The sequence below is a fragment of the Asticcacaulis solisilvae genome (assembly GCF_017875235.1).
In the GTDB taxonomy this organism is placed as follows: Bacteria; Pseudomonadota; Alphaproteobacteria; order Caulobacterales; family Caulobacteraceae; genus Asticcacaulis; species Asticcacaulis solisilvae_A.
This window is the reverse complement of sequence record NZ_JAGGMI010000013.1, coordinates 64974-80599: the sequence shown is the minus strand read 5'-3', so window position 1 is coordinate 80599 and position 15626 is coordinate 64974. Positions and strand designations below refer to the sequence as shown.

12 protein-coding genes are annotated in these 15626 nt (G+C 61.5%); 8 read left to right on the top strand and 4 right to left on the bottom strand.

The window, feature by feature from the left end; genetic code table 11:
• Nucleotides 1-7: 7 nt before the first annotated feature.
• The 3 genes from J2X24_RS18475 to J2X24_RS18465 are packed head-to-tail and all read left to right on the top strand — an operon-like array spanning nt 8 to nt 4406.
• Nucleotides 8-1465, top strand: coding sequence for a DUF1593 domain-containing protein (locus J2X24_RS18475; RefSeq protein WP_245344937.1), 1458 nt, complete (start codon nt 8-10; stop codon nt 1463-1465).
• Between the two features lie 8 nt (nt 1466-1473).
• Nucleotides 1474-3078 carry a family 43 glycosylhydrolase gene (locus J2X24_RS18470; RefSeq protein WP_209724861.1) on the top strand — a complete coding sequence of 535 codons (1605 nt, stop codon included), beginning with the start codon at nt 1474-1476 and terminating at the stop codon, nt 3076-3078.
• A gap of 44 nt (nt 3079-3122) precedes the next feature.
• Nucleotides 3123-4406: a glycoside hydrolase family 5 protein gene (locus tag J2X24_RS18465; protein ID WP_209724859.1), complete on the top strand. Its 1284-nt coding sequence runs from the start codon at nt 3123-3125 to the stop codon at nt 4404-4406.
• Nucleotides 4407-4424: 18 nt separating this feature from the next.
• Here the strand turns inward: J2X24_RS18465 and J2X24_RS18460 are convergent, their stop codons facing one another.
• From J2X24_RS18460 to manD, 3 genes are read right to left on the bottom strand one after another with little or no spacing between them, the layout of a single operon-like run.
• Nucleotides 4425-4817, bottom strand: coding sequence for a class I SAM-dependent methyltransferase (locus J2X24_RS18460; protein ID WP_209724857.1), 393 nt, complete (start codon nt 4815-4817; stop codon nt 4425-4427).
• Nucleotides 4818-4852: 35 nt separating this feature from the next.
• Nucleotides 4853-7330, bottom strand: coding sequence for a glycosyl hydrolase 115 family protein (locus J2X24_RS18455; protein WP_209724855.1), 2478 nt, complete (start codon nt 7328-7330; stop codon nt 4853-4855).
• A 7-nt stretch (nt 7331-7337) separates the two neighbouring features.
• Complete coding sequence (gene manD / locus J2X24_RS18450; RefSeq protein ID WP_209724853.1) at nt 7338-8546, bottom strand: D-mannonate dehydratase ManD; 1209 nt, start codon at nt 8544-8546, stop codon at nt 7338-7340.
• Between the two features lie 223 nt (nt 8547-8769).
• On the opposite strand from manD, the gene J2X24_RS18445 reads away from it, so the two are divergent.
• From J2X24_RS18445 to J2X24_RS18430, 4 genes are all read left to right on the top strand, one after another.
• Nucleotides 8770-8937, top strand: coding sequence for a hypothetical protein (locus J2X24_RS18445; RefSeq protein ID WP_209724851.1), 168 nt, complete (start codon nt 8770-8772; stop codon nt 8935-8937).
• Between the two features lie 95 nt (nt 8938-9032).
• Nucleotides 9033-9641 carry a hypothetical protein gene (locus tag J2X24_RS18440; protein ID WP_209724849.1) on the top strand — a complete coding sequence of 203 codons (609 nt, stop codon included), beginning with the start codon at nt 9033-9035 and terminating at the stop codon, nt 9639-9641.
• Entirely contained in the window at nt 9638-11167 is a 1530-nt protein-coding gene (locus J2X24_RS18435) for a PepSY-associated TM helix domain-containing protein (protein WP_209724847.1), read from the top strand. The genes J2X24_RS18440 and J2X24_RS18435 overlap by 4 nt, the downstream gene beginning before the upstream one ends.
• Before the next feature lie 131 nt (nt 11168-11298).
• Nucleotides 11299-13437 carry a TonB-dependent siderophore receptor gene (locus J2X24_RS18430; protein ID WP_209724845.1) on the top strand — a complete coding sequence of 713 codons (2139 nt, stop codon included), beginning with the start codon at nt 11299-11301 and terminating at the stop codon, nt 13435-13437.
• 45 nt (nt 13438-13482) lie between these two features.
• On the opposite strand, the gene J2X24_RS18425 is transcribed toward J2X24_RS18430, so the two are convergent.
• Nucleotides 13483-14124, bottom strand: coding sequence for a TetR/AcrR family transcriptional regulator (locus J2X24_RS18425; RefSeq protein ID WP_209724843.1), 642 nt, complete (start codon nt 14122-14124; stop codon nt 13483-13485).
• 220 nt (nt 14125-14344) lie between these two features.
• Here J2X24_RS18425 and J2X24_RS18420 point away from each other — a divergent pair, with 220 nt between their 5' ends.
• Nucleotides 14345-15523: an efflux RND transporter periplasmic adaptor subunit gene (locus tag J2X24_RS18420; RefSeq protein WP_209724841.1), complete on the top strand. Its 1179-nt coding sequence runs from the start codon at nt 14345-14347 to the stop codon at nt 15521-15523.
• The last annotated feature ends 103 nt before the right edge of the window (nt 15524-15626 follow it).

Sequence of the window (15626 nt, the reverse complement as noted above, 5' to 3'; positions counted from 1 at the left end):
CCGCATCATGAAATCACTCCTAGTCATCTTTGCCCTGGCCGCTCTCATGGAGGCGGCGGGGCCGCAAGCGGCATTCGCCGCACCGGCAGTGCGCGCCGATGTGTCGAAATACCGGCTGATCGTGCTCAGCGACATTGAGAACGAACCGGATGACAGTGAGTCAATGGTGCGGTTGCTGCTCTACGCCAACCAGATCGACATCGAAGCTCTTATCGCCACGACTTCGGTGCACATGAAGTCCCGGGTTGCTCCGGAAACCATGCTGGCGATCATCGCTGCCTATGGCAAGGTGCAGCCTAACCTCCTGAAGCACGAAAAAGGCTATCCCGACGCCAAAAGCCTCTCGGCTTTGGTGACGCAAGGCTTGCCTGCCTATGGCATGACGGCGGTCGGCGACGGCAAGGACTCTCCGGGATCCGAGCGTATCATCGCCCTGCTGCAAAAGGATGATCCCCGTCCGGTCTGGGTGTCGGTTTGGGGCGGCGCCAATACACTGGCCCAGGCGCTCTACAAGATCAAACAGACCCGCACGCCGGAAGAGACCGCGCGCCTGATCGCCAAGTTGCGCGTCTATACCATCTCCGACCAGGACGACAGCGGCATCTGGATGCGCCGCACCTTCCCGGAGTTGTTCTACATCGTCAGCCCCGGCGGTTACGGCAACGCCACCTGGAGTGGCATTATGCTCAACGAGCCTGGCTTCGACAATACCGAGATCAGCAATACGTGGCTGGCTGAAAATATTCAGCAGGGCCACGGACCTCTAGGCGCCATGTATCCAGATGTCGCGTACGGCATGGAAGGTGACACGCCATCCTTCCTTTCGCTCATCCCGAACGGACTGAACGCGCCGGAGCATCCGGACTGGGGTGGCTGGGGCGGACGCTACACGCTTTACATCCCCAATCGCGCCGACACCGATCTGACTGGGTTTAACGGCGGCATGCCGATCGAGCAGGAACCGCGCCCGATCTGGACCAATGCCATCGACGCCTTTACGCCTGCGCTTGCCAATCCCTTTGGCCGCGCCTTGAAGGCGTCCGACAAGACTGCGACTGGTTACAAGACAACGGTCTGGCGCTGGCGAAAGGCGTTCCAGAACGATTTCGCCGCGCGCATGGACTGGACGACGAAGCCCTATTCCGAGGCCAACCATGCGCCTGTTGTCCACCTCGGCCACGCCGACCAGTTCACGGTAAAATCCGGCCAGCGGTTCGCGCTGAGCGCCACCGGTAGCAGCGATCCGGACGGCGACAGCCTCAGCTATCAGTGGCTGCACTATGCCGAGGCCGGCAGCTTGAAGGCCTCCATCGCGATCGAGGGCGCCGACAATATCTATGCCGTCCACGCGGTCGCCCCGACAGTTACCAAACCCGAAACCGCTCACTTCATCGTCCAGGTGACCGACAAGGGCACGCCCGCCCTGACCCGCTATGGGCGGGTGATCGTCACCATTACGCCTTAAGGATCTTCATGACGACGCCGTCACGCCGCAACCTCTTCCAAACTCTCGCCGCCGGCGCCTTACTAGCTCCTGTCGCCGCGACCGCCGCAACGGCGAAACCCGCCAAGGCCCCCAAATGGGGCAAGAGCGTCGAGGGTCAGCGCAAGGCCGACCTCGGCGACGGCACATATCTCAATCCGATCATTGCCGGCGATCACCCCGACCCGACCATCCTGAAGGACGGCGACGACTACTACATGACGTTTTCGTCCTTCTTCTCCTATCCGGGTCTGGTCATCTGGCACTCGACCGACCTCGTCAACTGGGCGCCGGTTGGCCCTGCCCTGTTCAAGCCGCTGGGGACCATTTGGGCGGTCGACCTGTGCAAGCACAATGGCCGCTATTTCATCTACATACCCGCCCAGCCTGAAGGCAAGCCGTGGTCGATCTACGCCATATGGGCCGACGATATCAAAGGCCCGTGGAGCGATCCGGTCGATCTCAATATCAGCGGATGCATCGATCCTGGCCATATCGTCGGCGAGGATGGCAAGCGCTACCTGTTCGTCAACGGCATCCGCCGCATCCGCCTGACGGATGACGGGCTGGCCACCGATGGCGGCATCGAGCCGGCCTATCAGCCATGGATCTATCCCGACGACTGGATTGTTGAGAACTTCGCACCCGAAGGCCCGAAGTTGCTGCGTCACGGCGAATACTTCTACCTTGTCACCGCTGTCGGCGGTACGGCCGGGCCGGTCACCGGCCATATGGTCATCGCCGCGCGGTCGAAGTCGATCCACGGGCCATGGGAGCATTGCCCGCACAATCCGCTGGTCCGATCGTTGAGCACCGACGAACCGTGGTGGTCGCGCGGTCACGCGACAATTGTCGAAGGCCCAGGCGGCGACTGGTGGCTGGTCTATCACGGTTATGAAAACGGCTTTCGCACTCTGGGGCGCCAGACGCTACTGGAACCGATGGAGTGGACGGCGGACGGCTGGTTCCGCGCCAAGGGTGGCGATTTGTCGAAGCCCCTGCCCAAACCGAAAGGCGGCAAGATCAGCGCTTCGGGTTTTGCCCTGTCGGACGACTTCAGCACCGACCGTTTCGGCATCCAGTGGGCCTTCCACGATCCGAAGTCCGACGAGATGACGCGGGTCAAGCGGGACGCCAAATCGCTCAATCTCAAGGCCAAAGGCACATCGCCGGCCGACAGCTCGCCACTCACCTGCCCGGTCGGCGATCGCTCCTACGAAGCCGAGGTCACGCTCGAACTGGACGGCGAGGCCGAGGCCGGCCTGCTGCTCTTCTACAATCACAAGGCTTTTGTCGGCGTCGGCTTTGACGGTGAACAGACGCGGACCTGGCAATATGCCGAGGACCAGTCGTGGAACCGCCAGACGCTCAAAGGCCGGAAGGTCCGCCTGCGCGTCACCAATGTCGAGAACGTCATCACCTGGCACTATTCGCCAGACGGTGGCCGGACCTGGACGCGGCACCCGACGCGCATGGAAGTCGGCGGCATGCACCACAACGTCTTTGGCGGCTTTTTGAGCCTGAAGCTCGGCGTTTACTGCACGGGCGACGGCAGTGTCCGTCTGTCGGATTTTACCTATAAGGCGCTCGCGTAAAGAACGGCGCCACAACAAAACATAACAAAGCCAGGGAAGTAATGATGTCGGGACAATCGAAACGTGAGGGCGTGCGCGCCAAATTGGCGTGGGCGGCGGGATTGACGCTGATCACCCTCCTCACCGCCTGTGGCGGTGGCGGGGGAAGTGGTGGGGGCAGCAGCGGAGGCGGCGTGTCTTCCAGCAGTTCATCGAGTTCGTCGAGCGCCAGTTCAAGTTCATCGAGTTCGAGCAGTTCGTCCAGTTCAAGCTCCAGTTCCTCCGCCGGGACGCTGACCGCCGCCAATGTCCGCGCCGAGATGGCGCCGGGCTGGAACCTCGGCAACTCGCTGGAAGCCATCGGTCCGGGCACCGGACCGTTTACCGTCTCGCAGGAAACCGCCTGGGGCAATCCGGCGGTGACCCAGGCATTGATGACCTCCGTCAAGGCAGCGGGCTTCAAGAGCGTGCGCATTCCCGTCGCCTGGAACCAGTATGCCGACGGCAGTGGCAATATCAATGCCGCTTGGATGGCGCGCGTCACCCAGGTCGTCGACTATGCCCGCGCCGCGGACCTCTACGTCGTCATCAATATCCATTGGGACGGTGGCTGGATGCAGCCGACCTATGCCGCCCAGGCGGCCGCCAATGCCCGCCTGACCACGTTCTGGACCCAGATCGCCACGAACTTCAAGAACTATGACGGCCACCTGCTGTTCGCAGGCACCAACGAGGTCATGGTGGACGGCGACTACAGCACGCCCAAGGCCGAGTACTGCCAGGTGCAGCATGGCTTCAACCAGAAGTTCGTCGATGCCGTTCGCGCCACCGGCGGCAATAATGCGACGCGGTGGCTGGTGGTCCAGGCTTTCAATACCAATATCGATCACGCCTTGCTGTGCAATGCGACCTTGCCGACCGACCCGATGGCTGGCCGGTTGATGATGGAGGTGCACTATTACGACCCGTATAACTTCACCCTGAACACGACCAACAGCATCTGGCAATGGGGTGCGATCGCCACCAGCCCAGCCAACACCGAGACCTGGGCCAATGAGGCCTATACCGACGCCCAGTTCCAGAAGATGAAGACCAACTTCATCGACAAGGGCGTCCCCGTCATTCTCGGTGAATATGCGGCAAGCCTGCGGACCGAATACGACGCCGCGGGCACCTATCGCAACTACTGGAACAAGTACATCACCCAATCGGCCTATAGCCACGGCCTGGTGCCGGTCTATTGGGACAATGGCTACCTGGCCAACCACCAGTCCGGCCTGTTCGACCGCGCCGCGGCGACGCAGGGTTATGCGACGACGATCAGCGAGATCATCAACGCGGCAAAATAGATGGTAAGCTGCCCGGCTTCAGTCCGGCAGCTTGCCATAACTGTTTTTGTAGACCTTACCCGTCTTGGGATGGGTGAACTTGATCGCCGACCAGACACTGTTGACGCTCAGGGTGGTGCTCTCGACCATGCCATGCGCATAGCCGATAGCGATGACCTTTTTCAGGTTCAATTCCGTGCCAAGCTGACGGGATTTTGGCCACGAAATATAGAGCACCCCTCCGGGCGCAATATGCCGGCTGAGGTCATCAAACTGGTTGTCGAGGTCATCGGCCTGGGTAACGAACAGATGGATGTAGTCAAACGCGCCGCTGAGCTTGTGCGCAAGCGTCAGCTCCGGCAGTTTCAGATCATCTTCAATGCCCTTTGGAGCATCGCGCAGCATTGCGCGCATGCCGGGCCTGATGCCCATCTTTTCCGCCACGGTTCGCATTGGCAGGATCTCGTTCAGAACGGCGCGCCGTAGGTATCCGGCGCACCGTCGAGTTTGATGTCGATGCGATCAAGAAGAAAGCCTGGATCCTGAGCGAAGACCTCAAGTTTATGTGTGCCGCCTGGCAACTGGCTCAAAGGCAGGGTTCGTACCGCGGTGTTGCTGAGGACATTCTGCTTCCACTCTTCGCTGCGGCCGAAGGTCTCAAAATCGAGGATATGGACGGGTCCGCCATCCAACCGGACCGCGAGCTTCAGGCCATTGGCCGAAGTCAGCGGATGGGCAGGAATGGCGACAATCTTCAGCTTCGCATCGGTCGTGGCGCCGGTTTCGAAGTCGTAGGTCAGGGGTTGGCGGCCGGCGGGATCGGTCGTCGTGGCCAGGTCGAGCCTTGACCGCAGGGCCGTGCCACGGCTGCCGAGACCGGGCACGACCTCCCAATCGGCATTGTTCTGGCTTGCGGCCATGAGCGAAATCGTCCGGTCGGCCGCGGCCTTTATATTCGCTGGCTGCGGACGCGTTGCGGCCGGCAGAGACCACTGCGGATAGATGGGTTCGTCAAACACCGGCAGGCGACGCGGCGCCATGTCCATGATGCCCCGCCACTTGCCACCGTTCTGAGCATTATAGGCGGCGGTATCGGCAAGGATGCGGGCATGCGCCGCCTTCGCCTCATCCGACAGCGCATTCACGCTCGCCCGGCTCTGCTTGGCATAAAGCACCGCCAGGTCGAGCTTAAGGATGCGTTCGTTCAGGCTGGAGGCCGCGCGCACAGGATAGAGGACCAGCTGGAAATAGGCGTCTTTGCGATCCGCCGGCAGGGCCGTACCCAGGCGCTCTGCCCTTTCGGTCAGGGCCTGATAGCGTGCGATCCGCCGCAAGGCTTCGTCGCCGCCGGTACGGATGTAGTCGCTGAGGACATTGGGCCGCGTCGGCTCCGTCTGGCCAAAGCCCATGAATTCCGGCCGGCGCTCCCAGGCCAGGTCATAATATTCGGTCATGATGGCCGCGAGGTCTTCGGCCGCATCCTCTCCGAACTGTGCCGCCGCCCACGTTTTGAGGTGTGCGCGCGGCGTCGCGTCGAACACCTTATGATCGAAGGCGAGGTCAAGGAAGTACTGCGTCAGATATTCGGCCGGCTTGATGTCGCCGACATTGACGATCCAGACTTTTCGCGCATCCATCCTGTACGCGCGCTCCATCTGCTCACGGATCAGCGCCGGATGGGTCGTCCCCAGCCACAGATAGTCGTGCGGCCGCCCCCAGTAGGAAATGTGGTAATAGACGCCCGAACCGCCACGCCGCTTGCGTTCCTCAGGCGTCGAAAGCTGATTGATGTAGCCGTAATTGTCCTCGGGCCAAATCAGGGTGACGTCATCCGGCACTTGCAGGCCGGTCTTGTAGATGTCGAGCACCTCCTTATAGAGGGTCAGAACCTGCGGAATCCGGTCGGCCGGCTTCCCCTGCGCCTTCGACAGCAGGCCGCGCTGGATGGCAAAGACGTCGGTCAGGGCATCGCGCGCCTGTTCGGGCGTCCTTGCGCCCTCCATGCCGGAATCGTGCTTGCCGCGCAGGCCGATGGTGTAGATGTTGTCGAAGCTCTTGACCTCCTTCGCGCGCTCGTCCCAGTAGCGGACCATCGCGTCGCGGTTGGTGAAGAAATTGAATTCCCCGCGCGCCTTGTCGTCCCATTCGCGGACATTGTTGCGCATCATCGGCTCGGCGTGCGAGGTGCCCATGACGATGGCATAATCCCGCGCCATCTCGGCATTGCCCCTGATCTGGTAGAAGGGCCTGGTCGAGTCATGCATGGCCGGCCACAGCGTATTGGCCTTCAGCCGCCACATCAGTTCGAAGATGCGGGCATAGGTCTTGGGCCCGATATCGCCGGTTTCGGATTCATATGTCCTGGCCGCCCACGGCTGCAGGCCCCAGTCCTCGTCATTGAGGAAAATGCCGCGATACTGCACCGACGGCGTTTGCGACAGACGAGGCTCGCCGCTGACGCTCAGGCGCTCGACGCGGCGCGGCGTGACGTCCGCCCACCATTCCCACGCCGAAACGCCCATTTCGCGCGTCAGGTCGATAACGCCCCAGATGGCGCCGCGCGTGTCCGACCCGGCAATCAGCAGATAGGTCGCGCGCTTCGATCGGACGACGACACGGTCATAGCGCTCCCATTGACCCTTCAGCGTCGAGAGATCGAGGTTCGCCTCGCGCGCTACCTGGGTGACCAGTCGCGAGTCGTAACGGCCAATGACGACGCAGACCTGGCCACAGTCGGAAAGCCGCGCCGAGACCTTGGCGGCCTGACCGGTCACAGCCGTCAGGTCGCGACCCAAGAGCTGGCCGGCTATACCAAGCGTGCGATCATCGTCATGGATGACCGCTGCGACGGTCTTGCCGTCGAAGAGTGTGGCCTCTTCCGCCAGGGCCGGCGCGGCCATGCCCATGGCCAATAGAACCAGGACCCGGCCAAACGCGCGCCACATGGTCACACTACCAGTTGAACAGGGTGCCGTCCTGAAGACGGTTCACCGGCAGGTAGGCGCGCTGATAGGGATATTTCGCTGCCAGTGCCTCATCGATATCGACGCCGAGGCCAGGCGCTTCCGGCACCATCAGATAGCCATTGTCGAAGCTGTAGCCGTGCGGGAAGACCGCGTCGGTTTCTTCGGTGTGGCGCATATATTCCTGGACGCCGAAGTTCGGGATCGAGATGTCGAAATGCAGCGCGGCGGCCATGCATACCGGCGACAGGTCGGTGGCCCCGTGGCAGCCGGTGCGGACATTATAGATATCGGCGAAGGCCGCCAGCTTCTTGAGGTGGCTGATGCCGCCGGCGTGAACGACCGTGGCGCGGATATAGTCGATCAGCTGGTTCTGGATCAGGTCCTTGGCGTCCCAGATCGACGAGAAGATTTCACCCACCGCCAGGGGCGTCGTGGTATGTTCGCGGATGACGCGGAAATTGTCCTGGTTCTCGGCAACGACCGCGTCCTCCATCCAGAAGGGACGATAAGGTTCAAGGTCGCGACCCAGGCGCCCGGCTTCGATCGGCGTCAGGCGGTGATGGACGTCGTGCAGCAGGTGGACCTGTTCGCCCAGAGCCGCGCGCGCCGCCTTGAACAGCTCCGGCACGACGCGCATATAGGCTTCGGTCGACCAGACGTTCTCAGTCGGCAGATCGGCGTCGGCGGGTTCATAGAACATCTTGTCCTTCGACACACCGTAAGTGCTGCTCAATCCCGGCACGCCGCACTGCAGGCGGATGGCCTTATAGCCCATTTCCTTGTAGCTCTGCGCGACCTCGACCGTGTCCTGGATGGTGGTCCCGTTGGCGTGGCCATAGACCATGACGCCGGTCCGGCAACGCCCGCCCAGCAGCTGATAGACCGGCAGGTTGGCGACCTTGCCCTTGATATCCCACAGCGCCATGTCAACGGCGGCGATCGAGGTCATGGTGACGGGCCCCCGGCGCCAGTAGGCGCCGCGATAGAGGTACTGCCAGATGTCCTCGATCTGATGCGGGTCGCGGCCGATCAGGCAGGGAATGATATGATCCTGAAGGTAGGAGACGACCGACAGTTCACGACCGTTCAGGGTCGCGTCGCCGATGCCATAGACGCCTTCGTCCGTGATAATTTTGAGCGTGACGAAATTCCGCCCCGGACATGTAACGATAACTTTGGCGTCGATGATCTTCATACTGGTCTATCCCGGTCTTAATGCAGCATGGCTGCGCAATTTATGTCAGACCTTTATCCCACTGCGCTGCGCCTATCAATATTGGACTGACCAATTTTGCAAAAAATCTGGTCTTACTCGCCAGGGAAACCAATTGGCCTGTCCTATCAGCCGGTTCGCGGTAATCAAATATTAATAATGTATCAGTGTTATGCCACTATCGTAACTGAGCTGACGAGGGGCCATGGTCAGTTGTAGCGTAACGACAAAACCGAAGGGCATCATGCTGGCCGTGGCTTACGCCATCGCCATACCGATCTGGCTCCTGTCGGCGCCATTCATCGTCATCGGGAACTTAAGCGCCTGGACGGCCCGCCGTCGGCAACCGCATTTGATCGACGACGCGTCCTGATACGCGGCCGCACGCTCTTCGATCATAAGTCGAATTATTGCGAATGCATCGCAATATATATTTACACGCCCGGCATCGGCTGATATCGGAAGGCCATGAGTACGGCCCTGATGACCTTCACGGCAACTGTTCTTATCGCCGGAGCGGTTGCACTATTGTACCTTAGATGGCTGGGCCGCGGCCTGCCCGCGTTTATCGCGCCCTACGCCGTACCCGCCGCATGGATGGGTATGCTCGCCTCCGCCGCCCTGTGGATGACCGCTTATAAGCCAGATTTCGGCTTGCCCTTCGGCTTTCTGATCGCCATGAGCCTGCCGCTGGCGGTGATTGCCTGGCAGACGCTCCGCAATCCGGACGCGGCCACCAAGCCTGAGAAACAGCGTCGCGAACGCGCGCCCGACGTTCCGGATCACCTCGGCAAGCGACGCATCTCGCGCATCACCGCACGGCTGATTTCATGCCTGATCCTGGCGCCGGTGACCGGCATGGCGGTCGCCATGCTGGCCTGGGAATACATGCCGGGCCACGCCGCCACGCGGTATGCCTGGGCCGTCTTTTCGTTTTCCGTCGCCTCGGCCACGGCGCTCGTGGTGGCGCTCAGCGCCCAGCGTCCATGGCGCGCCCTGGGCCTGATTACCGCCAGCACCGCCGCTGTGTCGACTGTGGTCGGCCTGCCCCTTCTCAACGGAGCGCTGTCGTCATGACCCTTTGGCCCAAGGTTCCCGCCCCCTTTGTCCGCCGCGTACTGCACGGTCACAAGATTCTCGGCCTGAGTCTGTGCGCCATCCTCTACCTGATCTGTCTGTCGGGTTGGGTCGGCGTCTACTATGTTGAGTTCGAGCGCTGGGAGCGTCCGAACGTGCCGGAGTTCACGACAGTCACGCCCGAAGCCATCGCCCGCGCCACGGCGGATACGCGCCCCATTATGCTGGCGGACACCCATCGCGGACCGCTCGACACGGATCTCTACATCACCGTGCCGTCCGCGGAGATACCTCGCCTCGTCGTCGGCTATGGCCACGAAGCGCGCGCCTACGACGCATCCGGCAACTATGTAGGCCCGGCCAGCCACGACCTGACGCACTTCCTGACCGAACTGCACTATTACATGCACCTGCCGGAAAGCTTCGGCATGATCATTGTCTGCCTGTTCGGCATCGGCATGATGGCGCTTTTGATTGGCGGCGCCCTGTCGCACCCCAAGATGTTCCGCGACGCTTTCGCGTTCCGGATACGCAGGCAAGGTCACCTGACCCGCGCCGACCTGCACAACCGGATCGGCGCCTGGACCCTGCCCTTCGGCCTGATTATCACCATCACCGGCACCCTGATCGGTCTCGGCCAGCTGGTCGCCATGGTCATGGGCCTGATCTTCTATAATGGCGATATTCTTAAGGCCTATGAACCGATCTTCGGCAGCCAGGCCGAAATCACAGCCGCCACGGGTGGCAAGCCGCTGCAGGACGGCGCCATGATCAACGCCATCAACAATCTCAAAGCGGCGGTGCCCGATCAACCGATCAGCTTCATTGCCATCCGCATGGTCGGCACGCCGACCGAATTTATTGAAATCACCACCCAGCCAGCCCAGCGCCTGGTCTATGGCGAAGCCTGGCGCTTCGACTCGATGGGCAATCTCAAGGGCAGCTACCATCTGTCCGACGGTCCCGCCGGCCGCCAGATCGCGGCCAGCCTTTACGACCTGCATTTCGGCTCGTTCGGCGGCTGGCCGGTCAAGCTGATCTACGCCATCCTGGGCTTCGGCCTGACGGTCATGATCTCCGCCGGCATGGATATCTGGCTGACCAAGTCGGCCGAAAAGGGCAAGCCGCACCCGCTGATTCATCGTCTCTGGACCGTGCTGATCTATGGCGCGCCGGCCATGATTGCGCTGACCTTCGCCATTTCGATGGGCTTTACCGCCGCCGGTCTACCCGTCCCGCCGGTGCCGGTCTTCTGGGGCGGCATGGCACTGATGACGGCCGTGACCTTCGCCAGCTACCGCGTAAGCCCGGCGCCCGTGGCCGAGGTTTCGCGCCTTATGCGCATCAGCCTGGGCCTAAGCCTGATCGCTATGGCAGGTGTCCATCAGGCCGTCCATGCTTCGGGCACAATCGCCGCCTTGCAGATCAACATCGTCCTGATCCTGGCGGGCCTTGGCTTTACCGCCACGGCCCTCCACGGCTGGCTGCGCGTGCGCAAAGCAATGATGTTGCAAATCGGTCAATAGCCCGGCAATCATTAATCGATTTTGCAATTCATTTGCATATTGCTTGACAGTGGCGCTCCGCGTAGTAAATGCGACGCATTCTTAATGCGGTAGCTGTGTGTATGCCGCTCTGAAAAAGGCTGTTCCTCCCCATGTCCAAGACCACGCTTCGTGCATCCGCTTCCGCCCTGATCCTGCTGGGCCTTGTGTCCACCCTTCCCGCCATGGCGGACGATGCCGCGCCCGGGGAAGGCCCAAATGACGAAAAAGCGGTTATCGTACTGGGCAAGCGCGTCATCCGCGAATCGGCCGGCGCCACCGGTCTCGACCTGTCCCTGCGTGAAACGCCGCAGTCGGTGACAGTCGTGACGGCCCAGCAGATGAAGGAATTTGACCTCACCGATGCCAACCAGTTGCTGGCCACCTTACCCGGCATCAACGTCGAGGCATCGGAAACGGATCGCACCTACTACAATTCGCGTGGCTTCGACATCGTCAACTTCCAGGTTGATGGCGTTGGTCAGCCCCTTGACTGGGGGCTTCAAACCGGTGCGCTTGATGTCGCCATCTTCGACCGCATCGAAGCCGTGCGCGGCGCCAACGGCATGATGACCGGCATCGGCAATCCGTCGGCGACGATCAACTATATCCGCAAGCGTCCCACCAAGGACTTTCGCGCCAATGCCTCGGTGGGTTATGGCAGCTGGGACAATCTGCGCCTGTCCGGGGACGTTTCCGGCCCGCTCAATGCCGACGGTACGGTCAGCGGCCGCTTCGTCTTCGCCCGCACGGACACGGACAGCTACCTCGACTATTACAGTGTCGAACGGAACGTCTTTTACGGTGTCGTGTCCTGGGACATCGCGCCGAACCTGAACGCCACGGCCGGCTATTCGAAGCAGGACAATCTGGCCGACGGTGTAAACTGGGGCGCCCTGCCACTGACCTATTCGGATGGAACGCAGATCGACTACGACGTTTCGGCGACGACGGGTGCGCCGTGGACCTTCTGGGACACCCACACCGATACGGCTTTCGCCGAAATGTCGTATGAGTTCGCCAGTGGCTGGACCGTTAAGGGCGTCTATACGCACAAGGATTTCGACGACGAAGCCAAGCTGCTGTACGCCTTTGGGAATCCTGACCCTGTCACCGGGGCGGGCGTAACCGCCATGACCGGTTATTACCCATCGACCCTGAAGCAGGACATGTTCGACTTTATCGCCAACGGCAATGTGTCGCTGTTCGGCCGCGAACATCAGCTCGTCCTCGGCTTCAACACCTCCAAGAGCAAAAGCCACAAGTGGGAAGCCTTTGCCCCGTTCGATGTCTATCCTTCCATTCTGGACGGCGTCATCGTCTATCCGAACCAGCCGGCCTATCCCGATACCTACCTAGCCGAAGAGATTGACGACCGCCTGACGCGCGCCTACGCCGCCGCACACCTCAACCTGACTGATAGGCTGAAGGGCATTGTCGGCTTCAACGCCATCGATCTCGAAACCGAAGGCTATTCCTACGCCGTCGACAATTCGCGTTCGGAGCAGAAGGTCAGCCCTTACGCCGGCGTCGTCTATGACATCAATCCGAATGTATCGCTCTACGCTAGCTATACCGACATCTTCAATCCGCAGTCGGAAACCGACGTTGCCTTTGCCCGCCTGCCATCGGCGGAGGGCAAGAGCTATGAGGCAGGCATAAAGAGCGAGTGGTTTGAGCGCCGCCTTTATGCCACCGCGTCGGTGTTCAAGTCAGAGCAGTACGGCCTGGCCGAATGGGCCGGATACATGCAAAATACCGACCCTTCGGCACCAGGTTATAACAGCGATCCGACCCTGGTCGGCAAGTCCTATTACGCCGGCATCGATACCTATGTCGAAGGCTATGAGTTCGAAGTCGCAGGCAAGGTCACTCCGCAATGGACCATTAACGGCGGCTGGACCAGCCTGTCCATCGAGGACAAGGCCGGCAATAACGTGCGCAATTACTTGCCGCGCCAGACCTTCAAGCTGTCGACGACCTACGCCATGCCGGAGCGCCGCGACCTGCGCCTGGGCGCATCCATTCGCTGGCAGAGCGACATTGAAACGATCGACGTGGCCACGACCGTCAAGCAGGAAGCCTATGCCGTCCTTGACCTGGTCGCCAGCTTCCGCTTGACGGACAAAGTCCGCGCCGCGCTCAACATCAAGAATGCGTTCGATGAGACGTACTGGAACGGCCTGAAGTGGAGCCAGGCCTTCTACGCACCGCCGCGCAGCGCCATGGTCACCCTGACTTACGACTTCTGATCGGAAAAGGGCGCCATGCAATATGCACGGCGCCCCTTTTTATGTCTATGGCGCCTTGGCGAGTTCGGCATTGCTCACCGTAAACAGGATGCGCATGACCGGCCTGAGCTCCGCCAGCAGCGCCTTGCGGTCGATGTCCGGATTGCATATGGCGCGGATCATCATTCCGTCGAAGATCATGCCGATGATCTCACCGCGCATGTCCATTGCCGTCGGATCGCTGCCGCGATTGAGACGCCGGCACAGGCTGCGGCCCAGTTCGCGCTCCTGGACGTCGGCCGCCTGGACTATGGTCGCGACGCGCGGATTGCGCCCGGCCTCGGCCAGGACCTCGAGCGCCATGGCCGCGTTGCCGCACATATATTTGTGCTCGACCGCGTGCTCGAGCACCTCCAGGACCGTATCCAGCAGTTTGTCGTCGGGCGTCGCCTCCCATTCGGCAAACTTGGCGCGCATCTCGGCCAGGTCATTGGCGACAATGGCCTCGATGATCGCTTCCTTGTTGGCGAAATAGCGGTAGATGACGCCGACGCTCATCTTCGCCTCGGCAGCAATGTCGGCCATGCTGGCGCCATGAAAGCCGGACTTGCGGACGCAGTTCAGAGTCGCATCGAGGATCTGCTGTTGCCGGACTTCACGGCTCTGGCGGGGTTTCGATCCTGTGGCCGGTGGGGAAGAGTCGGTCATGCTGTACGCGGAAATCCTTTGCACTAAAGGCAGTAAACGATTTTTAATGTTGTGGTCCGATTGACATACACGAAAAAGCCGCATAACACCAGAAATGAGAATGATCGTTCATTCACATTTCTATCATAACGTCTTGCTGACACTTTTTGGCAAGGGTTGCGGCGCACAATAGTTCCATTACCCTGCGTTCAGAAAAATTCTGCCCATCTGGAGCACCCGCATGAGATCGCCCCTTTTGCCCCTCAAGCTTGCCGCGACGGCCGTCCTGGCACTTAGCCTCGGCCTCACCGCCTGCGGCAAGAAGCCGGAAGGCGGCATGCCCCAGGGTATGGCCGCGGAGGTCGGCGTCGTGACGGTCCAGACCGAACCGGTCAACCTGACGACCGTCCTGTCGGGCCGGACCTCGGCCTACCTGGTTTCGGACGTGCGTCCGCAAGTATCGGGCATCGTCAAGCAGCGCCTGTTCACCGAAGGCGGCTTCGTCCAACAGGGCCAGTCACTCTACCAGATCGATGCCGCGCCCTTCCAGGCAGCCGTCGCCAGCGCCCAGGCCCAGGTGTCGCAGACCAAGGCGGCCGTGACCTCGGCCCGTCTGCGCGCGCAACGCTATGCCGAGCTGGTCAAGACGAACGCTGTTTCCAAGCAGGAAAACGACGACGCCCAGGCGGCGCTGCAGCAGGCCGAGGCCCAGCAGGAAGCGGCCGAAGCCGCGCTCCAGACCGCGCGCATCAATCTCGACTATACCCGCGTGACGGCGCCGATCTCGGGCCGTATCGGCAAGTCGTCGGTAACGCCAGGCGCGCTGGTCACGGCCGCGCAACCGACCGAGCTGACCAAGATCCAGAACACCAGCCAGATCTATCTCGACATCAACCAGTCGGCCACCGACCTGATGAACCTCAAGCGGGCCTCGGCCAGCGGTGAAATCAGCCAGCCGGGCACCGCCGAGGTCGAACTGATCCTCGAAGACGGCACGGTCCACCCCGTCAAGGGCCGCCTGCAGTTCTCGGACGTCTCGGTCGACGAAGCCACCGGCACGGTGACGCTGCGCGCCCTCTTCCCCAATCCGGACGGCACGCTGCTGCCTGGCATGTACGCCAAGGCGCGCGTCGTCTCCGGCGTCGTCGGCAACGGCATTCTGGTGCCGCAGCCGGCTGTGACTCGCGACCCCAAGGGCAATGCCATGGTCATGGTTGTCGGCAAGGATAACAAGGCGCAACCCCGCCCCATCAAGGCGACCCAGACGGTCGGCGACAAATGGCTGGTGACCGAGGGCCTGCAATCCGGCGACCGCGTGATTGTCGAAGGTCTGCAAAAGGTCATGCCCGACGCCCCCGTCAAGCCCGTTCCCGCCGGTTCAAAGGCGCCTGCTCCGGCTGGTGCGCCTGCCCAGAAGTAATGCGATCCCGGCCGAAAGCTTCCCGGCTTTCGGCCTGTCGCTCTAATGCCCGCCCGGACTCCGCCTGGACAGGCCGCCCGCTTTAATTTCGTCGCGATATCTA